18 protein-coding genes are annotated in these 19,478 nt (G+C 63.8%); 8 read left to right on the top strand and 10 right to left on the bottom strand.

Translation table 11 applies throughout. The features are described from left to right. Nucleotides 1-46 precede the first annotated feature (46 nt). From FJ417_RS24420 to ugpC, 7 genes are all read left to right on the top strand, one after another. Entirely contained in the window at nucleotides 47-1,393 is a 1,347-nt protein-coding gene (locus tag FJ417_RS24420) for a nucleotide sugar dehydrogenase (protein WP_140646792.1), read from the top strand. A gap of 116 nt (nucleotides 1,394-1,509) precedes the next feature. After that, on the top strand, nucleotides 1,510-2,427 hold the full coding sequence (locus FJ417_RS24415) for an AraC family transcriptional regulator (RefSeq protein WP_140785180.1): 918 nt from the start codon (nucleotides 1,510-1,512) through the stop codon (nucleotides 2,425-2,427). A 239-nt stretch (nucleotides 2,428-2,666) separates the two neighbouring features. Continuing rightward, the gene (locus FJ417_RS24410) at nucleotides 2,667-3,941 is read left to right on the top strand and encodes an extracellular solute-binding protein (protein ID WP_140646794.1); all 1,275 of its coding nucleotides are present in this window, start codon (nucleotides 2,667-2,669) and stop codon (nucleotides 3,939-3,941) included. A gap of 102 nt (nucleotides 3,942-4,043) precedes the next feature. Next, nucleotides 4,044-4,910, top strand: a complete 867-nt coding sequence (locus FJ417_RS24405; RefSeq protein WP_140785179.1) for a sugar ABC transporter permease — start codon at nucleotides 4,044-4,046, stop codon at nucleotides 4,908-4,910. Continuing rightward, on the top strand, nucleotides 4,907-5,734 hold the full coding sequence (locus tag FJ417_RS24400; protein WP_181183288.1) for a carbohydrate ABC transporter permease: 828 nt from the start codon (nucleotides 4,907-4,909) through the stop codon (nucleotides 5,732-5,734). The genes FJ417_RS24405 and FJ417_RS24400 overlap by 4 nt, the downstream gene beginning before the upstream one ends. 16 nt (nucleotides 5,735-5,750) lie before the next feature. After that, a complete protein-coding gene (locus FJ417_RS24395; protein WP_140785204.1) occupies nucleotides 5,751-6,797 on the top strand; it encodes an NAD(P)-dependent alcohol dehydrogenase in 1,047 nt (348 codons plus the stop codon). Nucleotides 6,798-6,800: 3 nt separating this feature from the next. Further along, on the top strand, nucleotides 6,801-7,886 hold the full coding sequence (gene ugpC, locus FJ417_RS24390) for a sn-glycerol-3-phosphate ABC transporter ATP-binding protein UgpC (RefSeq protein WP_140785177.1): 1,086 nt from the start codon (nucleotides 6,801-6,803) through the stop codon (nucleotides 7,884-7,886). Nucleotides 7,887-7,913: 27 nt separating this feature from the next. Here ugpC and FJ417_RS24385 read toward each other — a convergent pair whose 3' ends face one another. The 9 genes from FJ417_RS24385 to gcvA all read right to left on the bottom strand — a co-directional run bounded on the left by FJ417_RS24385 (nucleotide 7,914) and on the right by gcvA (nucleotide 17,988). Beyond that, nucleotides 7,914-9,500 carry an FGGY-family carbohydrate kinase gene (locus tag FJ417_RS24385; protein ID WP_140785176.1) on the bottom strand — a complete coding sequence of 529 codons (1,587 nt, stop codon included), beginning with the start codon at nucleotides 9,498-9,500 and terminating at the stop codon, nucleotides 7,914-7,916. Then, on the bottom strand, nucleotides 9,497-10,180 hold the full coding sequence (locus FJ417_RS24380; RefSeq protein ID WP_140785175.1) for an HAD family hydrolase: 684 nt from the start codon (nucleotides 10,178-10,180) through the stop codon (nucleotides 9,497-9,499). Before FJ417_RS24380 ends, FJ417_RS24385 begins: the two co-directional genes overlap by 4 nt. Nucleotides 10,181-10,262: 82 nt before the next feature. Beyond that, nucleotides 10,263-11,741 (bottom strand): mannitol dehydrogenase family protein, encoded by a 1,479-nt coding sequence (locus tag FJ417_RS24375; protein ID WP_140785174.1) that lies wholly within the window; start codon nucleotides 11,739-11,741, stop codon nucleotides 10,263-10,265. 166 nt (nucleotides 11,742-11,907) lie between these two features. Beyond that, complete coding sequence (locus tag FJ417_RS24370; RefSeq protein WP_140785173.1) at nucleotides 11,908-12,678, bottom strand: L-iditol 2-dehydrogenase; 771 nt, start codon at nucleotides 12,676-12,678, stop codon at nucleotides 11,908-11,910. 10 nt (nucleotides 12,679-12,688) lie between these two features. Next, nucleotides 12,689-13,693, bottom strand: coding sequence for an ABC transporter ATP-binding protein (locus FJ417_RS24365; protein ID WP_140656029.1), 1,005 nt, complete (start codon nucleotides 13,691-13,693; stop codon nucleotides 12,689-12,691). Between the two features lie 46 nt (nucleotides 13,694-13,739). Next, nucleotides 13,740-14,564 (bottom strand): carbohydrate ABC transporter permease, encoded by an 825-nt coding sequence (locus FJ417_RS24360; RefSeq protein ID WP_140646803.1) that lies wholly within the window; start codon nucleotides 14,562-14,564, stop codon nucleotides 13,740-13,742. A gap of 11 nt (nucleotides 14,565-14,575) precedes the next feature. Next, a complete protein-coding gene (locus FJ417_RS24355) occupies nucleotides 14,576-15,448 on the bottom strand; it encodes a sugar ABC transporter permease (protein ID WP_140702066.1) in 873 nt (290 codons plus the stop codon). A gap of 143 nt (nucleotides 15,449-15,591) precedes the next feature. Beyond that, nucleotides 15,592-16,902 carry a sugar ABC transporter substrate-binding protein gene (locus FJ417_RS24350; protein ID WP_140785172.1) on the bottom strand — a complete coding sequence of 437 codons (1,311 nt, stop codon included), beginning with the start codon at nucleotides 16,900-16,902 and terminating at the stop codon, nucleotides 15,592-15,594. Between the two features lie 177 nt (nucleotides 16,903-17,079). After that, on the bottom strand, nucleotides 17,080-17,988 hold the full coding sequence (gene gcvA, locus FJ417_RS24345) for a transcriptional regulator GcvA (protein ID WP_140646806.1): 909 nt from the start codon (nucleotides 17,986-17,988) through the stop codon (nucleotides 17,080-17,082). 212 nt (nucleotides 17,989-18,200) lie between these two features. Here gcvA and FJ417_RS24340 point away from each other — a divergent pair, with 212 nt between their 5' ends. Next, nucleotides 18,201-18,386 carry a hypothetical protein gene (locus tag FJ417_RS24340; RefSeq protein ID WP_140646807.1) on the top strand — a complete coding sequence of 62 codons (186 nt, stop codon included), beginning with the start codon at nucleotides 18,201-18,203 and terminating at the stop codon, nucleotides 18,384-18,386. A 20-nt stretch (nucleotides 18,387-18,406) separates the two neighbouring features. On the opposite strand, the gene FJ417_RS24335 is transcribed toward FJ417_RS24340, so the two are convergent. Continuing rightward, on the bottom strand, nucleotides 18,407-19,363 hold the full coding sequence (locus tag FJ417_RS24335; protein WP_140785171.1) for a sugar-binding transcriptional regulator: 957 nt from the start codon (nucleotides 19,361-19,363) through the stop codon (nucleotides 18,407-18,409). Nucleotides 19,364-19,478: the final 115 nt, after the last annotated feature.

The raw sequence follows: 19,478 nt of genomic DNA, 5'->3' as shown, positions 1-19,478 counted from the left end.
GCAATGCGGCACCGGTTCCGGTCAGCCGCCCTGGTGGAGGGCAACAATGACTTTGGTCGAGCAGGCTCGCGGCGCGACACTTCATTCGAAACTTGAATCACGAACGGCCACGATCGGCGTCATCGGGCTTGGCTATGTCGGCCTACCGCTTGCCGCGGTGGCGGCGCGGGCCGGCTTCCGGGTGATCGGCTTCGACATCGACAACAGCAAGGTCGAGAGGCTGAGGGCGGGCCGGTCCTATATCGGCGCCGTTGCCGACGAGGCGCTGCAGGACATCAGCGCAGGCGGGCGTTTCCAGGCGACATCGGACTTCGCGGCCCTCGAAGAATGCGATGTGATATCCATTTGCGTCCCGACGCCGCTGACAAAGCAGCGGGAGCCGGACCTCTCCTTCGTGGAAGGAACGACGCGCGCCATCGCGGCTCATCTGCGCAAGCACCAGCTTGTCGTGCTGGAATCGACCACCTATCCCGGCACCACCGACGAGGTGATGAAGCCCATACTGGAAGCGACGGGCTACAAATCCGGCAGGGATTTCTTCCTCGGCTATTCGCCCGAGCGCGAGGACCCGGGCAGCATCGGCTTCGAAACCGCCACCATTCCGAAAGTTGTCGCCGGCGACGGGCCGGTCGCCGCGAAACTGGTGGCGCTCTTCTACGGCGCGATCGTGGAGAGGGTCGTGCCTGTCTCGAGCATCAAGGTGGCCGAAGTGGTGAAGCTGACGGAAAACATCTTCCGCGCCGTCAACATCGCCTTGGTCAATGAGCTCAAGGTCATCTATTCCGCCATGGGGATAGACATCTGGGAAGTCATCGAGGCGGCAAAGACGAAGCCTTTCGGCTATATGCCGTTCTATCCCGGTCCAGGGCTCGGCGGACATTGCATCCCGATCGATCCGTTCTACCTGACCTGGAAGTCGCGCGAGTTCGAAGTGTCGACGAAGTTCATCGAGCTGGCCGGCGAGATCAACGTCTCCATGCCGCACTACGTCATGGCGAAGCTCTCGGAAGCCCTCGACACGCAGCTTGGCCTGCCGCTGAGCCAGGCAGCCATCCTGATCGTCGGCGTCGCCTACAAGAAGAACGTGTCGGACGTGCGCGAAAGCCCGGCGCTCAAGCTGATCGAGCTGCTCGAGACACGCACCGCCGACATTGCCTATCATGACCCTCACGTCGCGCGCATCCCGAAGACGCGCAAGCACCCGATGCTGGCCGGCAAGGATTGCATCCGCCTCAACCGCGACTCGATCGCTGCCTATGACGCGGTCGTCATCGTCACCGACCACGACGGGGTCGACTATGGGCTCCTGGCAAATCATTCGCGCCTGATCATCGACACGCGCAACGCCATGCAGCGCAACGGCATCGTCTGCGACCGGGTGGTGAAGGCGTAGGGCATTCGCCGGGCCAGCCTTGGGATCCGGCGCCGACGGCACGTTCACTTGCCGGAGCTGGGCTGCTACGGATAGCGCCGACGCGGATAGCCGGCGCACCGCGCCGGGAGGAATGGATGCCCTTCAAGCGCAGAAAGAACACCGCCGCGATACCACGCACGGTGCCCGCCTTCGAGCATATCGTGACCGAGGCGAGCGACAGTTTCCTGTGGCGGCTGGACGACTATCCGTGGGAGCGCAATGTCTGGAATTTTCACCCCGAATGCGAAATCCATCTTCTGAGGAAATCGTCCGGCGTGGTGCTGGTCGGCGACCATATCGGCGAGTTCGGCCCGGGCTATCTGACCATCGTCGGCGGCGGCCTGCCGCATGACTGGGTGACCGCGGTGCAGCCCGGCGAGCTGATCCAGGGTCGCGACATCGTTCTCCAATTCGATCCCGAGCGGCTGCGCGGCTCGTCCGGGCTGCTGCCGGAACTGCGCGAGCTGGAACCGTTCCTGGAACGCTCGCTGCGCGGCATGGTCTTCCATGGCCAGACCGCGCTCGACGGCGCCGACCTGATGGAAAAAATGGGAGAGGTGCAGGGGCTGGCGAGGTTCCGCCTGTTCCTCGAACTGCTGGACCTTCTGGCCGCCACCGACGAATACGCGCTGTTGTCGTCGCCGGACTTTTCGCCGCTGCTCGACGCGGAATCGCTCGATATCATCCAGCGCTCGCTGACCTATCTGTTCCAGCATTTCGCCGAGGATCTGAAGCTGCCGGAGGTGGCGGCGTTGGCCGGGATGAGCGAAAGCACTTTTTCCCGCTTCTTCCAGAAGAATACTGGCAACTCGTTCAGCGATCATGTCGCCAAGCTGAGGCTCTGGCAGGCCTGCAAGCTGCTCGCCGATACCGAGATCCCGATCACCGACATCTGCTTCCAGGTCGGCTATATGAACATCTCCAACTTCAACCGGGCCTTCCTGCGCAAGCACAAGATGACGCCGTCGTCCTATCGCAAGCTGTCGCGGCAGCGGCTGACGCTGCGGGCCTGATCGAGCTGGGAGCGGCTACGCTTGATAGCACTGATACTCGTGTGACGGGCAGACTCTGCCGGCGTCATTTTTTGCGCCGCACAATGCATAAAAGTACAGGTCTGCTGCAACGGGGCTTCTAGTTTCGCCCCTTCCAACTCCTCATTTTGGCGACGGGTCGCAGTCATGCGGGCGACGTGAGGGTCGCTTAGCCCGCGGACTTGCAACTTCCCGCGCATGTTCCTGGAGGAGAAACATCAATGAAATCAAACCGGCTCGCTGCCAGCCTCGGTGCAGCTTTCGTGCTTACCGCTTCCGTTTCAACCGCAGCCCTGGCGCAGGCGCCGGTCTGCTCGGCGCCGGTCAAGGTGCTGGCGCAGCCGCGCGACGGCCTGACGCTGCTGGAGGACTCCAAGGACGAGTTCAAGAAACTCTCCGGCGCTTCGTTCCAGATCGATTACCTCAACGAGAACGACCGCCGCGCCAAGTCGCGGGCCGATGCTTCCACCGTCGGCAACTACAATGTCTACTATGTCGACGAGGCCAATGTGGCGCTGTTCGCGTCCTCCGGCTGGATCGTGCCTCTGACCGATTATTACCCGGCTGACTATGACTATGCCGATTTCGATCCGGGCCGCCAGAAGGTCGCCACTTATGACGGCAAGGTGTGGTTCGCGCCGCTGACCGGCGGCGGCGACCTGATGGTCTACCGCAAGGATGTGCTGGAGGCCGCCGGCATCCAGCCGCCAAAAACGCTGGACGAGCTGATCGCCGACGTGCCTAAGCTGACCAATGCCGACAAGGGCATGTACGGCATTGCGCTGCGCGGCGCGCGCGGCTCGGGCGCCAATGTCTGGCGCTGGATGCCGTTCTTCAAGGCCTATGGCGGCAAGTGGTTCGACGGCGACAAGCCGGCTTTCAATTCGGACGCCGCCGTCAAGGCGACCGAGACCTACCTGAAGCTGTTCAAGGACTCGGCGCCCGGCACGCAGACCGGCAGCTGGGATGAATCGACCGGCGCTTTCCTGTCCGGCCAGGTCGCCATCCTCGTCGAATCGACGCCGCTGTCAGGCATGGCGGTGGACCCGAAGACCTCGCAGGTGGTCGGCAAGATCGGCTTCCTGCCGCCGCCCTCGCCGCTGCCCGGCGGCGGCTACGGCCACGGGCTTGCCATCGGCACCAAGGCCAATGCGGATGACGCCGCGAAGAAATGCGCCGGCCTGTTCATCGCCTGGGCGACGTCGAAAGAGAACGAGAAGCGCCGGCTCGACGCGCATCAGTTCGGCGAGCTGAACCGGACCAGCATCCTCACCAGCAAGGAATTCGCCGATATCTACGGCGCCGATCTCGGCCAGGCGCTGGCCGATACCGGCAAGGTCACGGCGGTGAACTTCTGGCAGGATCCGCGCTGGCCCGATCTCGGCGACCGCTGGGGCATCATCCTGGAAGAGCTCGTCACCGGCACGCGCACCGACATCAAGGGCGGCCTCAACGAGCTCGAGGCCTATGCCAACGAGCTGGTGAAGAAGAAGTAATCCTCCCGCCCGCGGCGCGCGGTCCACGGCATTCGTCGGAATGCCGGGACCCGTGCGCCGCGGGACCTTCGCCAGACAGCAGTCCAAATCCGAGGATAGGCAATGCGCCGACGCTCTTCCCTGCCGGTCACATTTCTCGTTCCGACGCTCGCCATCCTGCTCGTGCTGTCGATGGTGCCAACGCTCTACGCCATCGTGATCGCGCTGCAGAACCGCGAACTGAGCACGCCGGGTTATTCCTGGGTCTGGTTCTCGAACTTCGCCGATCTCTTTACCGACCGCCGTTTCCTCAACGCCGTCTGGGTTTCGGTGAAATGGGAGATCGTCACAGTCGTCGCGACAATGGTGGTGGCGGTCGGACTGGGTGTGCTGATGTTCGAGGTCGCCGGCCCACGTATGCGCAATGTCTACTGCCTGCTGTTCATCATCCCGGTGCTTTTGCCGCGCGTCTCGGCCGCCTTCGTCTGGAAGTTCGCCTATCACCCGCTCTATGGCATCGCCACCTATCCCTACCGGCTGATCACCGGCGGGCTGATCTTCGATCCGCTGTCCAAGCCCGGCACGGCGTTGTTCGCCGTCGCTTCAGTGGACGTCTGGCAATGGGGGCTGTTCTTCGCCGTCATCGTGCTGAAGCTGCTCGAAACCTTGCCGCCGCAGCCGATCGAGGCGGCCAGGCTCGACCACGCCAAGCGCTGGCAGATCCACGCCTACGTCACCTTGCCGATGCTGAAGGCGCCGCTGATCAGCCTGATGTTCGTCAAGATGATCGAGTCGCTGCGATCCTTCGACCTCATCTATGTGATGACGCGCGGCGGGCCCGGCGTCGCGACCGAGACGCTCGACATGTACGCCTTCTCGCAAGGCTTCATCGAGTCCGGCAAGGTTTCCTACGCGTCGGCCATGGCGGTGCTGATGATGATCGCAACCGTCATCACCTTCACCATGCTGTGGAAGCGGGTGCAGGCATGAAGCGATATCCGATAAGAGTGGGCCGCCTGATCGCCAAGGCCATCCTGGCGCTGGCCGGGTTCCTGGCCGTGTTCCCGTTGGTCTGGACGGCGCTCAACGCGCTCAAGAACAATGTCGACATCATCACGCGCGTGCCGAAGGTGATCTTCACGCCGACGCTCGCCAATATCAGCTACATCCTCGGCCGCGACAGCGTGCTGACCGGGCTCTACAACTCGGTCGTCGCCTGCGGCGCGGCGGTGCTGATCGGCATCGCGCTCGGCCTGCCGGCGGCCTATGCGGTGGCGCGCTACCCAAACCGCTTTGCCGGCGACATCCAGTTCTTCGTCTTGTCGCTGCGCTTCCTGCCGCCGGTGGCGGTGGCCATCCCGCTGATGGTGATCTGGCTGCAGGTCGGCCTCTACGACACTTTGCCGGCGCTGATCGTCACCTATTCGCTGCTCACCATCTCGGTGATCATGTGGCTCGCCATCCCAGCCTTCCAGGGCGTGCCGAAGGAAATCGAGGAAGCGGCTTTCGTCGATGGCTACGGCGCCTATTCGGTGTTCTGGCGGATCGCGCTTCCCGTCGCGGCGCGCTCGCTGATAGGCGCCATCGCCTTCAGCTTCGTGTTGGTCTGGAACGAGTTCCTGATCGCGCTGATGCTGTCGAGCTCCAACGCCAAGACGCTGCCGATCGTGGCTTCCGAGCTGTCCCAGCAAGGCATGAACGTGCCGTGGGGAATCCTCAATGCCTCGGTCGTGCTCTTGTCGCTGCCGCCGCTGCTGTTCCTCGGTGTTTTGAGCGGCTTCCTGAATTCCGTTTTCCGGCAAAAGAAAAATTGAAGTGAGGCTTATCCCAATGCGGGCACTGGTGCTTGAGAAAAAAGGCGAACTGTCGCTGCGCGAGATCGCGCTGCCGCAAGACGTCGGACCGGACGACGTCAGGATCGCGATCCACACCGTCGGCGTCTGCGGCAGCGACGTGCATTACTACACGCATGGCGCCATCGGCAGCTATATCGTGCGCCAGCCGATGGTGCTCGGCCACGAGGCCTCGGGAACCATCGTCGAGGCCGGCGCCAATGTCACAAGCCTGAAGGTCGGCGACCGGGTGTGCATGGAGCCAGGCGTGCCGAACCTTGCGTCGCGCGCGACGAAGCTCGGCATCTACAATGTCGACCCCGACGTCCGCTTCTGGGCGACGCCGCCGGTGCATGGCGTGCTCGCGCCCTACGCAGTCCATCCGGCGGCCTTCACCTACAAGCTGCCGGACAATGTCTCCTTCGCCGAGGGCGCGATGGTCGAGCCCTTCGCCATCGGCATGCAGGCGGCGACGCGCGCCAGGATCGTTCCGGGCGATGTCGCCGTCGTCGTCGGCTGCGGACCGATCGGCATCATGATCGCCCTGGCCGCTTTAGCCGGCGGCTGTTCCAAGGTGCTGATCTCGGACTTCTCCGCGCCGAAGCTGGAGATCGCCGCCCAGTATCCCGGCATCGTACCGGTCAATATCGGCAAGCAGTCGCTGGTCGACACCGTTGCGGCCGCGACCGACAATTGGGGCGCCGATATCGTGTTCGAGGCGAGCGGCAGCCCGAAGGCCTTCGCCAATCTGTTCGAGGTCGTGCGGCCGGGCGGCGCGGTGGTGTTGGTCGGCCTGCCGGTCGAAGCGGTCGAGCTCAACGTGCCGGCTGCGATCTCCAAGGAAGTGCGCATCGAAACCGTGTTCCGCTATGCCAACATCTTCGACCGTGCGCTGCAGCTCATCGCCTCCGGCAAGGTCGACCTCAAGCCGCTGATCACCGGCACCTATGATTTCTCCGAGAGCATCAAGGCGTTCGAGCGCGCCGCGCAAGGCAAGCCGCAGGACGTCAAGCTGCAGATCCTGCTGACCGGCGAGAAGGGATAAGAAATGTCCGCCATCGTTTGCTCCCATGTCGACAAGGCCTATGGCGCCACGACGGTCATCCGCGATCTCAATCTCTCGATCGAAGAGCATGAGTTCGTCGTGTTCCTCGGCCCGTCCGGCTGCGGCAAGTCCACGCTTCTCAGGATGCTGGCGGGGCTAGAGGACATCAGCGGCGGCAAGGTGTCGATCGGCGGCAAGGTGGTGAACGATCTCGACCCAGGCGACCGCGGCATTGCCATGGTGTTCCAGAATTATGCGCTCTATCCGCATATGACGATCTTCGACAACATCGCCTTCGGACTGAAGCGGCAGAAGGTGCCGGCGGCCGAAATCAAGAAGCGCGTCGAGGCTGTCGCGAGAACGCTTGGCCTCGAACCCTATCTTGGCCGCAAGCCGACCGAGCTTTCCGGCGGCCAGCAGCAGCGCGTGGCGATCGCGCGCGCCATGATCAAGACACCGAAAGTGTTCCTGTTTGACGAGCCCCTATCCAATCTCGACGCCAAGCTGCGTAACCATATGCGCGTCGAGATCGCCCGGCTGCACCAGTCGCTGAAGACCACCACCGTCTATGTCACGCATGATCAGCTCGAGGCGATGACGCTGGCCGACCGCATCGTCTTGTTGAAGGACGGCGTGATCGAGCAGATCGGCTCGCCGGCGGAAATCTATCGCCGTCCCGGCAATCTGTTCGTGGCCGGCTTCATCGGCACGCCGAACATGAATTTCATCGAGGCCATGGTCGGCCGCACAGGCGATGGCTGGACGTTGACCGGCGCGGGGACAGTGCTATCGGTCGAGGGCAGCGACTTCTACCTGCAGCACGGCGATCGCGTGGTGCTCGGCATCCGGCCTCCGGATCTGAAGACGGCGGAAGCCGGCGCGGGAAACCTGCTGCAAGGCACCGCCGACCTCATCGAGTTCCATGGCAATGACGCGCTGGTGACGTTCGGCTTTGGCGGCAAGGAGATCAGCGCGCTGGTGCCGGCCCGCGAATGCCCGCAGCAGAGCGCGCCCGTGCGCTACACGTTCGACGAGGAAAGCATCCATCTGTTCGACGCCGAGACAGGCAAGTCGCTGCGCAGGCTGTAGAACGGCGAGAGCGTTCCTGGAATCGCCCTATCCAATCGCGTCGAGCATCTGCCGCTGGCGATGCATTTCGAGGAATATCCGGTAGTCGCGGTCGAAGCGAGCTCCGGCGGCCTTGTTGGGCGCGCGGATCTTGCCGCCCTGTTGCATGGCGACGCAGGCGGCGTTGAGATCGGGATAGATCCCGGCGGCGGTCGCCGCCACCATGCCGGTGCCGAGCAGCACCGCCTCGTCGGCCAGCGGCTCGACAACCGTGCAGCCGGTGGCGTCGGCGTAGAGCTCCATCAAAAGCGGGTTCTTGGTGTGGCCGCCGGTGACATGCAGCGTGTCGATCAGATAGCCGTTCTCGTTCAGCGCCTCGAGCACATGGCGCACGCCGAGCGCGATGCCGACCGCGGTGCGCCAGTAGAGCTTGCACAGGCTGTCGAAAGAGGAATCGAGCGTCAGGCCGCTGATGACGCCGACCGCATGCGGGTCGGCGAGCGGCGAGCGGTTGCCGTGAAAATCCGGCAGCACATGCAGCCTTGCGGCCAGCGCATCGCCGTCCTCGGCGCGCAGCTCGGCGACGCGCCCGGCGATCTTCATATGCATGGCCGCGTCCGGCTCGCCGCCGGCGCCATGCCAGCGGATGATGTGGTCGAGCAGCGCGCCGGTGGCCGACTGGCCGCCTTCCGACAGCCACAGCGTCGGCAATGCCGCCCCGAAATAAGGGCCCCAGACGCCGGCAAAAGGCTGCGGGTCGGGCGACATCGCCATGACGCAGGACGATGTGCCGGCAATCAGCGCCAGATGCCGGCCAATGTCCTTCTCGTCGCCAGCAAAGCCGCCCAACACGCCGAGCGCACCGGCATAGGCGTCGATGACGCCGGCGCCGACCCGGCATTTTTCGGTGAGGCCAAGTTCAGCCGCGGCCTTCGCCGTCAGCGGCCCGATATCGGCGCCGACTGGACTTGCTTTTTCTGGAAGATTGCCATGCTCGAAAAGATCGCCGAGGCCGACGAGCTCAAAGAAATCGCGCCGCCAGCTCTTTTCCTCGTGGGCGAGATAGGTCCATTTTGCCGTGAGCGTGCATTGCGAGCGGGCGAGCGAGCCTGATGCCTTCCAGGTCAGGAAATCGGCGAGATCAAATAGATAGCCGGCTTCGTTCCATGTCTTCGGCAGATGGCGCTTCAGCCACATCAGCTTCGGCGTTTCCATCTCCGGCGACATCACACCGCCGATATAATCGAGCACGGCGTGGCCGCTCGTGGTGCATTCATCGGCCTCGGCGATGGCGCGATGATCGAGCCAGACCATCGTGTCCCAGCGCTTCTCGCCGGTGACCGAGACGCTGATCTGGCTGCCTTGCCTGTCGCGCGCGACCAGGGAGCAGGTGGCGTCGAAAGAGATGCCGGCGATATCCCTGGCGGCGACGCTGGATTTCTGCAGAGCGGACCGCACGGATTTGCATACCGCCGACCAGATATCTTCCGAATCATGCTCGGCGTGATCGGGCTTGGGCTGATGCATGGCGATCGGATGATCGGCGCGGCCGAGCAGGTTGCCTTCCGAGTCGAGAATGCCCGCGCGGGCGCTCCCGGTGCCGACATCGACCGCGCAAACGAAACTCTTCGTCAAGATGCTTTTTCTCTCGCTCCCAGGCCTGCAATCAGATCGGGCAATTGCAGCATGTCAGCGAATATAAAGTCCGGTTCCGTCGACGCAAGCCGCGCCTTGAGGGCGGGGTTGGACGCGTGCGAGCCACCGGTGAAGGCAAAAACGCGCATGCCCGCCGCGCGGGCCGCGGCAACGCCGGCGGGGCTGTCCTCGACCACCAGGCAACGGCGCGGATGCGCCCGCATGCTGGCGGCGGCATGCAGGAAAAGGTCGGGCGCCGGCTTGCCGCGCTTGACCATGCTGGCGCTGAACAGATGCGGCTCCAGCAAGGGAAGCAAGCCGGTGACGTCGAGCGCGTAGCGGATGCGCTCCAGCGTGCCGGAGGAAGCGACGCAGCATGGCAGGCCAAGCTTCGGCAGCACCTCCTTGACGCCCGGGATCGGCTTCAATTCCTCGCGGAATTTGCGCATCAGGTCGACGCGCATGGCGGTCAGATGCTCGTCGCTGATCTCCAACCCGAAATCTCGGCCGAGGATCTCGCGCACGCTTTTCATGCTCTTGCCGAGGAAATGCTCGTAGGCGGCGTCCTCGCCGACCGTGCCGCCGGCGAGCTCGATCATGCCAAGCAGCGCCGAGACGGAAAGCGCCTCGCTGTCGACCAGCACGCCGTCACAGTCGAAGATGACCAGTTCCGGCGTCATGGCTGTTGCTTCCAGCTAAGCAATTCCAGGAAAAGTGTGAGCGGTTTTCCGCCCGGAATTGCGTCAAAAGAGATCGAGGCTTTCAGAGCTTGCCGGCGAGATAGCGCGTCAGGGTTTCATGCGCGCCCTGCGCCCACAGCACCTTCAAGGCGTGGGCGAAGGCTTCGGCGAAGACGGGCGAGCGGCCGACATCGCCATAGATATCCTCCATAGCCAGCCAGGCCTTCGGATCGTCCTTCGCCGCTTTCGCGGTCGCTTGCATGCGGTCCCAGCTCGGGTCGTTCGGCTCGATGACGGCGCCGCTGTCGGTGGTGCCGAAGCAGTAGCGGCACCACAAGGCCGATTCCAGCGCGAGACCGGCGACGCCCTCGCCCGCCTTCAGCCGGTCGGCGATCGTCGGGATGATGAATTTCGGCTGACGATTGGAGCCGTCGAGGCAAAGCCGGCGGATGGTGTCGCCGATCTTCGGGTTGGAGAAGCGGCGCTCGATGAGCTGGTAATAGTCCTCCAGATCGGTGTCGGGCACGGGCGGCACGGTCGGGATGATCTCGTCATGCTCGAGCTTCGACAGGAAGCCGCGCACCAGCGGCTCCTGCATGCCTTCATGGACGAAATGGATGTCCATCAGCCCGGCCGGATAAGCGATCGTGGCGTGGCCGCCATTGAGGATGCGGATCTTCATCAGCTCGTAAGGCGAGACGTCCTTGACGAACTGCACGCCGACCTTTTCCAGCGCCGGGCGGCCGGCGGTGAAACGGTCCTCCAGCACCCATTGCTTGAACGGCTCGCAGAACACCGGCCAATTGTCCTCCAGCCCGAAATCGTCGGCGAGGATCTTGCGCTCTCGGTCGCTGGTGGCCGGGGTGATGCGGTCGACCATGCCGTTCGGGAAGGCGACCTTGTCCTCCACCCATTTCGCCAGATCCTCGTCGATCAGCCTGGCAAGGCCGATCACGCCGTCGGAGGTGACGTGGCCGTTATGGGGGATGTTGTCGCAGGACATGACGGTGAACGGCACGATGCCGTCGGCGCGCCGGCGCAGCAGGCCGGCAAGGATGATGCCGAAGACGCTCTTCGGCGCAGCACCCGGCTGGGCGTCGGCGACAATGTCGGGATGGGCCGGGTTGAACTTGCCGGAGGCCGGGTCGATGAAATAGCCGCCCTCGGTGATGGTCAGCGAGACGATCTTGATCGCCGGATCGGCGAGTTGGTCAATGATCGCGGCCGCGTCGCCGGGCGTCAGGAAATCGATCATGGCGCCGGTGACGCGGGCGCTCATATGACCCTGGTCCTGCTCGACGACCGTGGTCAGCCAGTCCTGTTCCTGGAGCTTGGAACGGCCGATCTTTTCGCCCTCGAACACGCCGGCGCCGATCAACGCCCAGTCATGGCCCTCGCCGGTGCCGAACAGGTCGTCGAGATAGACTGCCTGGTGCGAGCGGTGGAAATTGCCGACGCCAAAATGGACGATGCCCGCCTTCAGGGCGGAGCGGTCGTATTTCGGGCCGGCGACCTTGGCCGGCAGCCTGGCGAGGTTCGAGGAAGAGAGTTTCACGGTCATCTCATTTTACCCTTTGGCCCATCCGCAGCCCGACTGTTTGCGCCTCCTTGAGGAGAGCGAGGATGAGGGGCAACACCTGGTGTTCCAGCATGCCGCCCCTCACCCGCCCCATGGCGTCTTCTCCGGAGGAAAGAAGAGAAGCGCCTTCCCCCTCAGCCCATCCCGGTCAACTCATCCATTGGCCGCCATCGACATTGTAGGTCTGGGCGACAATGTATTCGGCCTCGTCGCTGGCGAGGAAAACCGCCATGCCGGCGAGGTCCTCGGGCTTGCCCATGCGACCGTAAGGAACGCCTTCGCCGACCAGACGCTTCTTCTCGCCCTTGGGCCGGTTCTCGTATTTGGCGAACAGCGCGTCGACCTGGTCCCACATGTCGCTGTCGACGACGCCCGGCGCGATGCCGTTGACGTTGATGCGATGCTTGATGAGATCGAGACCGGCCGATTGAGTGAGCGAGATGACCGCGGCCTTGGTGGCGCAATAGACGGCGACCAGCGGCTCGCCGCGACGGCCGGCCTGGCTCGCCATGTTGATGATCCTGCCGCCCTTGCCGCGCGCGATCATCGAGCGGGCAGCCGCCTGCAGCATGAACAGCGTGCCGGCCACGTTGACGGAGAACAGTTTTTCGTAGCTCGCCTTGGTGATCTCGACGATCGGCGCCAGGTCGAAGATTGCGGCGTTGTTGATCAGCACGTCGAGGCCGCCGGCGTTCACTTCGACCGCCTTCACCGCCGCCTCGATCGAAGCCTGGTCCGTGACGTCGAGCCTGATCGCGTAGGCGGCAGAACCGATCGCTTTCGCCGTCGCTTCCGCCGCTTCAATGTCGATATCGGCAATTGCGACTGTCGCGCCTTCGCGCGCATAGGCTTCGGCGAAGGCCCTGCCGATGCCGCGCGCCGATCCGGTGATCAGCGCCGATTTGCCTTTCAGCCTCACTTTCCCCTCCTCACTGGGCCAGCGCCTTGCCGTCGGCGCCGAAGCGATGGAGCTTGGCCTTGTCGGGCGTCAGATAGACGGTATCGCCGTGTTTCACGCCGACCTCGCCGTCGGCGCGGACATTGACGGTGCCGATACCGTCCGCCTGGACGTGCAGGAAAGTGTCGGAGCCAAGATGCTCCGCGACGCCGACCGTCGCCTTCCAGTCGCCCGACGTGGTCGAGATGTTGAGATGCTCGGGCCGGATGCCGATGGTCTTGGCGCCGTATTTGTCAGCCGGCGCGCCCTCGATCAGGTTCATCTTCGGCGAACCGATGAAGCCGGCGACGAAGAGGTTCTTCGGCGTCTTGTAGAGCTCCATCGGCGAGCCGACCTGCTCGATGTTGCCGGCGTTGAGCACGACGATCTTGTCGGCCATGGTCATGGCTTCGACCTGGTCGTGGGTGACGTAGATCATCGTCGTCTTGAGCTGATGGTGCAGCTCGCTGATCTCCAGGCGCATGGTGCCGCGCAGTGCGGCATCGAGGTTGGACAGCGGCTCGTCGAACAGGAAGGCCGAAGGCTGGCGCACGATGGCGCGGCCGATGGCGACGCGCTGGCGCTGGCCGCCGGACAGCTGGCCGGGGCGGCGCTCGAGATAGTTGGTGAGGTTCAGCACGCGTGCGGCGTCCTTCACCTTCTTGTCGATGGTCGCCTGGTCCTCGCCGGCCATCTTCAACGGGAAGGCGATGTTCTTGGCGACCGTCATATGCGGATAGAGCGCGTAGGACTGGAACACCATGGCAAGCTTGCGCTTGGCCGGCGCCTCGCCGGTGACGTCGCGGCCATCGATGCTGATGGTGCCGCCGCTGGTGTCCTCGAGCCCGGCGATCAGCCTGAGCAGCGTGGACTTGCCGCAACCCGATGGGCCGACGAACACGACGAACTCGCCGTCATCGATGTTGAGGTCGATGTCCGGAATGATCACCGTCGACCCGAAGGACTTGGAGACGTTCTTGAGCGTGATGTTTCCCATGGTTTCCTCCCGGGGATGGTCTTCGTCGTCCGCCGCTCGGGCGTCGTTACTTCACGGCGCCAAAGGTGAGGCCCCGCACCAGCTGCTTCTGGCTGAACCAGCCCATGATCAGGATCGGCGCGATCGCCAGTGTCGAGGCCGCAGAAAGCTTTGCCCAGAACAGCCCTTGCGGACTGGAGAAGGAACTGATGAAGGCCGTTAGCGGCGCGGCATTGGTGGTGGTGAGCCGGATGGTCCAGAACGCTTCGTTCCAGGCGAGGATGATGTTCAAGAGCATGGTCGAGGCGATGCCGGGAACGGCCATCGGCGTCAGCACATAGATGATCTCGTTCCACAGCGAGGCGCCGTCCATGCGCGCGGCCTCGAGGATCTCGCCCGGGATCTCGCGGAAATAGGTGTAGAGCATCCACACCACGATCGGCAGGTTGATCAGCATCAGCATGACCATCAGGCCGATGCGGCTGTCGAGCAGGCCGGTGTCGCGGAAGATCAGGTAGATCGGGAACAGCACCGCGACGGCCGGCATCATCTTGGTGGACAGCATCCACATCAGGATGTCCTTGGTGCGCTTGGTTGGCGAGAAGGCCATCGACCATGCCGCGGGGACCGCGATCAGCAGCGCCAGGATGGTCGAGCCGACCGACAGCAGCACCGAATTGAAGAAGAACTTGAAGTAGCCGCTCTGCTGCTGGACCTCCGAATAGCTCTCGAAGGTCCCGGATGGGATCAGGGCGAAGCCCTGGATCGCCTCCTGTTCCGATTTGAACGAGGTGATGATCGTATAGAGGATCGGAAAGAAGATCAGCAGGGCGACGATCCAGGCGGCGGCCGTGGCAATGGTCTTGTGCTGGGTGGTGACTGCGCGTGCCATCTTGTCCTCCCTTACTTGTCGAGGTTCTTGCCGACGGCGCGCATGGCGAAGAAGGCAACGATGTTGGCGAGAATGACGGCGATCACGCCACCGGCGGACGCCTGGCCGATTTTGAACTCCAGCAGCGCCTTCTGGTAAACGAGGAAGGGCAGGTTGGTGGAGGCGTAGCCCGGGCCGCCATTGGTGGTGACCAGGATCTCGGCATAGATCGAGAGCAGGAAGATGGTCTGGATCAGGATGACGACGGTGATGGCGCGCGACATGTGCGGCAGCGTCAGATACCAGAAGCGGCTGAGAAAGCCGGCGCCGTCCATCTCGGCCGCCTCTTTCTGCTCGCCGTCGAGCGACTGCAGCGAGGTGAGCAGGATCAGCGTTGCGAAAGGCAGCCATTGCCAGGCGACGATGATGATGACCGCCGTCAGCGGGTGCTGGCCGAACCAGTCGATCGGCTGGGCGCCGAAGAAGCGCGCAATGTCGGCGAAGACGCCGTATTGCGGGTGCATGATCATGTTCTTCCAGACCAGTGCGGCCACCGGCGGCATGACGAAGAACGGCGAGATGACCAGGATGCGCACGATCCCCTGACCCCAGATCGGCTGATCGAGCAGCAGCGCAAGGAGAATGCCGCCGATGATGGTGATCAGGAGGACCGCCACGACGATGGTCAGCGTGTTGAGAATGGCGGCGAAGAACGCCGGATTGTCGTAGAACAGCCTGTAGTTGGAGAAACCGACAAAGCCGTCGCGGATCGGGTTCAGCGGATTGTATTGCAGGAACGAGAACCACAGCGTGAACGCCAGCGGCACGATCATCCAGATGAACAGCAGGATCACCGATGGCGCCATCATGAAACGCGCAAGCGAACGGGTTTGCTGAGTAGCCATGACGGTCACCCTCCCAAGGTCAGCCGGATTTTCAGAGTTGTGCCAGAATTTTCCCGATTTTGAAGGGTGGCCGCCCGAACTGGGTTTCGGGCGGCCACCTGCCGGTCATGATGCGCGACCGGCATTCGGCACCGGGAGGAGCCTTACTTGATGTAGCCGCCTTCGGTCATCGCCGCGGTGGCCGCGTCCTGAGCCTGCTTCAGCGCATCGTCGACGCTCGACTGGCCGGCAAGGGCGGCCGAGAAGAGCTGGCCGACGGTGGTGCCGAGGCCCTGGAATTCAGGAATGGCGACGAACTGCACGCCGACATAGGGCACCGGCTTGACGGTCGGATGCGTCGGGTCGGCGGCGTTGATGGAGTCCAGCGTCATCTTCGCGAAGGGCGCCGCCTTCTGGTACTCCGCATTGGCGTAGAGCGAGGAGCGCGTGCCCGGAGGAACGTTGGCCCAGCCTTCCTTCGAGGCGACCAGCTCGGCATAGTGCTTGCTGGTTGCCCAGGAGACGAACTTCTCGGCGGCATCGGCCTTCTGGGTGCCGGCGGGGATCGTCAGCGACCATGCCCACAGCCAGTTGCCGCGCTTGCCGAGGCCGTTGTCGGGCGCCAGCGCGTAGCCGACCTTGTCGGCGACCTGCGAGGCCTTCGGATCGGAGACGAAGGAGGCGGCGACGGTGGCGTCGATCCACATGCCGCACTTGCCCTGCTGGAACAGCGCCAGGTTCTCGTTGAAGCCGTTGGACGAAGCGCCTTCCGGACCGTCGGCCTTCATCAGGTCGACATAGAACTGCAGCGTGTTCTTCCACTCGGGCTGATCGAACTGCGGCTTCCAGTTCTCGTCGAACCAGCGCGCGCCGAAGGAGTTCGACATGGCGGTGAGGAAGGCCATGTTCTCGCCCCAGCCGGCCTTGCCGCGCAGGCACACGCCGTTCACGCCGTTGGCGCGGTCGGTCATCTTGTCGGCGGCCTGCTTGATGAAGTCCCAGGTCGGGGCATCGGGCATCTTCAAGCCCGCCTTGTCCATCAGGTCCTTGCGGTACATGACGAAGGAGCTTTCGCCGTAGAAGGGCGCGGCATAGAGCTTGCCGTCGACGGAAAGGCCGCCGGCAATGGCCGGGATGATGTCCTTGACGTCGTAGTCGTCGCCGAGCTTGTCGAGCGGCAGGAGCCAGCTCTGCTTGGCCCAGATCGGAACCTCATAGGTGCCGATGGTCATGACGTCGTATTGGCCGCCCTTGGTTGCGATATCCGTGGTGACGCGCTCGCGCAGCACGTTCTCTTCGAGCGTGACCCAGTTGAGCTGGATGTCGGGGTTGGCCTTGGTGAAGTCGTCCGTCAGCTTCTGCATACGGACCATGTCGCCATTGTTGACGGTGGCGATGGTGATGGATTCGGCTTGCGCGGCGAAAGCGAGGGCGCTGGCCGACAACAGGCCCAGGGTGAGCGTGCGAAGTTTCATCAAATTCCTCCCATAAACCAAGTTGAGCATTTGCCTTGGCTTTGGGCAATTACTCACTTGGCGTGAATTATGTCAACCCTGAATCTATGCTGCAACGCAGCAGAAATGACGTTACGTGACCCCGATCCAGCGATGCGGCCGGCATCTTTGGAGGAGGAAGCTAAGGGGCTGCCGGAATTACGGGCAGGCGATCTCGGCCAGGATCCAATCGCGGAAGGCGCGGATCTTCGGCACGTTGCGACGCGCCGTCGGATAGACCAGCCAATAGGCATGGCCGTCGTCGCCGACCAGGTCGAAGGGCTGGACCAGGCGGCCGTCGGCGATCTCGTTCTTGAACAGGGCCCTGGTCAGGATCGCCACGCCGTGGCCGGCCATGGCCGCGTTCGCCTCATAGGCCTGCGCGCCCATGCTGGAGCCGGGCCGTTTTGCGAGGTCGTGCCCGGTCACGCCGGCGGCCTCGAACCATTGCGCCCACCAGACGTCGCCGGGATCAAGGATCGGCAGGCGCAGCAGATCCGCCGGCTCGTTGACGCCGCCGATGCTCGCCGCGAGCTTCGGGCTGAGCATCGGGGTGAAATCGGCATCGAGCAGCTTGTGCGCCTCGAGGCCCGGCCACTTGCCGCCGCCCGAGCGGATGGCGAGATCGACATCCTCGCGCGCGAAATCGGTCAGGCGGCTCGACGTGTCGAGCCGCACGGCAAGTGCGGGATGGGCGAGCTGGAACGAGCCCAGATGCTGCGCCAGCCAGTTCGAGGCGAAGGTCAGCACGGTGGTGACGCAGAGCAGGCCGTCGGCGCCGCCGCGCGCCGCGGCGTAGGCCTGGCCCAGGATGGCGAAGGCCTCGCTGACGGCGGGCGCCAGGCGCTGGCCGGGCTCGGTCAACTCGATCTGCCGTGGACGGCGCAAAAACAGCGGCGCGCCGATGCGCTCCTCGAGCAGCTTGATCTGGTAGCTCGCAGCCGCTTGGGTCATGCCCAGCTCCTGCGCGGCCTTGGTGAAGGACAGGTGTCTGGCCACCGCCTCGAACACCCGGATCGCCTGCAGCGGCGGCAGCGGCGCAAGCTGCGGAGAGCTGAGATCGGGCATAAGGCCTCCTTATGGGTCATGATCGAGGTTTAATTGGAAGCACGAACCGGCCAGACCGATATTTGGGGTCGACGATCAATCCGGTTCAAGCGCTAGAGCGCTTCGCCGTTTCACGGAAACGGCAAATCGCTCTAACTCTCTGATTTTACGCAATTCCGGACGGAAAACCGCTCACACTTTTCCTGGAATTGCTCAAGCAAAGGCTGACGATCATGACCACGGTACAGGAAAAACTCGTCTCCACCCCGGCACGCGGTTGGTTTTTCACGCTCGTGCGGGAATTTGCAAGGTTTTCGGGCCGCAGGCGCGGCTATATCGATGTCAGGGAACTATCCGAGCATCTGCAGCGCGACATGGGTTTTCTCGACGGCAACGATCCGCGCGGCCCCTCGCAATAGCCGGCTCTTTTTATGGGCAATCAGCCGGCAAGCAAGGCTTCGGCCGTCCGTTCGTCGGTGACGAGGCCGTTGACCAGCCGGCGGTTGACGGCGGCCAGGATGCCCGGCAGCTTGCGTTCGCCCATGGCCAGAGCAATGACCAGCGACCTTTCCCGCGACGGCAGCGCGGCGGAGGACACCCGGTCGTTGGTGATGCCCTCGATCATGCGACCCTCCCGGTCGTACACCCATCCAACGATTTCGGCGATGCCGCCGGCCTTCTGCAGCGCCTTCAACTCGCTTTCCGAAATGAAGCCGTCCTCGTAGAGGGGTGCCTTAGGCCCGAGGTCGCCGATGCCGACGAAGGTGACATCGGCCTCGGCCGCCAGCGCCAATGTAGGCTGGATCATCGGCTGGTTGAGCAGCATCTCGCGCTCTTCCGGCGAGGACGCAATGACCGGCAGCGGCATCGGGAAGGACCGTGCCTTGACGCGGTCGGCCATGGTGAAGATGACGTTGTAGAAGGCGGCCGAGCCGTCGGGCGAGATGTTGCCGGTCAAGGACACGACCTTGTGCTGCGGGCATTCCATCGGCGGCAGTTGCTCGATCGCCGCCTTCAGCGTTCGCCCAGTGCCGATCGCCATGACGATGGGGGCCTCCGAGCGCAGCCGGCGTTCGATCTCGGCCGCCGCCGCCTCGGCGATGCCGATCGTCGTCGAGTTCGAAGCCGGATCGCTCGGCACCACTTCGACGAGGTCGAGCGCGAAGCGCGACTTCAGCCGCGCGGCGAGGTCGAGGCAGTTGGCGATCGGGTGATCGACCCGCACCTTGATCAGGCCTTCCGACATGGCGAGCGATACCAGCCGCTGCGCCGTCTGCCTGGAAATGCCCAATTTGGCGGCGATCTGGTCCTGTGTGTTGCCGGCAACATAGTAGAGCCAGCCGGCGCGCGCGGCGTCGTCCAACCTTGTGCTGCCGGTGTCCTGTCGCGAATTCACGTCCTGCCTCCCCAACCCCGTGCAACGTTCAAGCGGGCGCCATAGCTTACAGCGAATGCAGCGGCGCGCAATTGTCTATCGAAAGAGCAATTGCTTGGTAATTTTGACTCTGGGA

Origin of the sequence: Mesorhizobium sp. B3-1-7 (assembly GCF_006439385.1) — a bacterium.
GTDB lineage: Bacteria > Pseudomonadota > Alphaproteobacteria > Rhizobiales > Rhizobiaceae > Mesorhizobium.
This window is presented reverse-complemented; position numbering and strand designations above follow the sequence as displayed.

Excerpts from the sequence above, each read along its gene's own strand:
- FJ417_RS24420 (WP_140646792.1), top strand. The coding sequence starts at position 47 with ATGACTTTGGTCGAGCAGGCTCGCGGCGCGACACTTCATTCGAAACTT.
- FJ417_RS24415 (WP_140785180.1), top strand. The coding sequence starts at position 1,510 with ATGCCCTTCAAGCGCAGAAAGAACACCGCCGCGATACCACGCACGGTG.
- FJ417_RS24410 (WP_140646794.1), top strand. The coding sequence starts at position 2,667 with ATGAAATCAAACCGGCTCGCTGCCAGCCTCGGTGCAGCTTTCGTGCTT.
- FJ417_RS24405 (WP_140785179.1), top strand. The coding sequence starts at position 4,044 with ATGCGCCGACGCTCTTCCCTGCCGGTCACATTTCTCGTTCCGACGCTC.
- FJ417_RS24400 (WP_181183288.1), top strand. The coding sequence starts at position 4,907 with ATGAAGCGATATCCGATAAGAGTGGGCCGCCTGATCGCCAAGGCCATC.
- FJ417_RS24395 (WP_140785204.1), top strand. The coding sequence starts at position 5,751 with ATGCGGGCACTGGTGCTTGAGAAAAAAGGCGAACTGTCGCTGCGCGAG.
- ugpC (WP_140785177.1), top strand. The coding sequence starts at position 6,801 with ATGTCCGCCATCGTTTGCTCCCATGTCGACAAGGCCTATGGCGCCACG.
- FJ417_RS24380 (WP_140785175.1), bottom strand. The coding sequence starts at position 10,180 with ATGACGCCGGAACTGGTCATCTTCGACTGTGACGGCGTGCTGGTCGAC.
- FJ417_RS24375 (WP_140785174.1), bottom strand. The coding sequence starts at position 11,741 with ATGACCGTGAAACTCTCTTCCTCGAACCTCGCCAGGCTGCCGGCCAAG.
- FJ417_RS24365 (WP_140656029.1), bottom strand. The coding sequence starts at position 13,693 with ATGGGAAACATCACGCTCAAGAACGTCTCCAAGTCCTTCGGGTCGACG.
- FJ417_RS24360 (WP_140646803.1), bottom strand. The coding sequence starts at position 14,564 with ATGGCACGCGCAGTCACCACCCAGCACAAGACCATTGCCACGGCCGCC.
- FJ417_RS24355 (WP_140702066.1), bottom strand. The coding sequence starts at position 15,448 with ATGGCTACTCAGCAAACCCGTTCGCTTGCGCGTTTCATGATGGCGCCA.
- FJ417_RS24350 (WP_140785172.1), bottom strand. The coding sequence starts at position 16,902 with ATGAAACTTCGCACGCTCACCCTGGGCCTGTTGTCGGCCAGCGCCCTC.
- gcvA (WP_140646806.1), bottom strand. The coding sequence starts at position 17,988 with ATGCCCGATCTCAGCTCTCCGCAGCTTGCGCCGCTGCCGCCGCTGCAG.
- FJ417_RS24340 (WP_140646807.1), top strand. The coding sequence starts at position 18,201 with ATGACCACGGTACAGGAAAAACTCGTCTCCACCCCGGCACGCGGTTGG.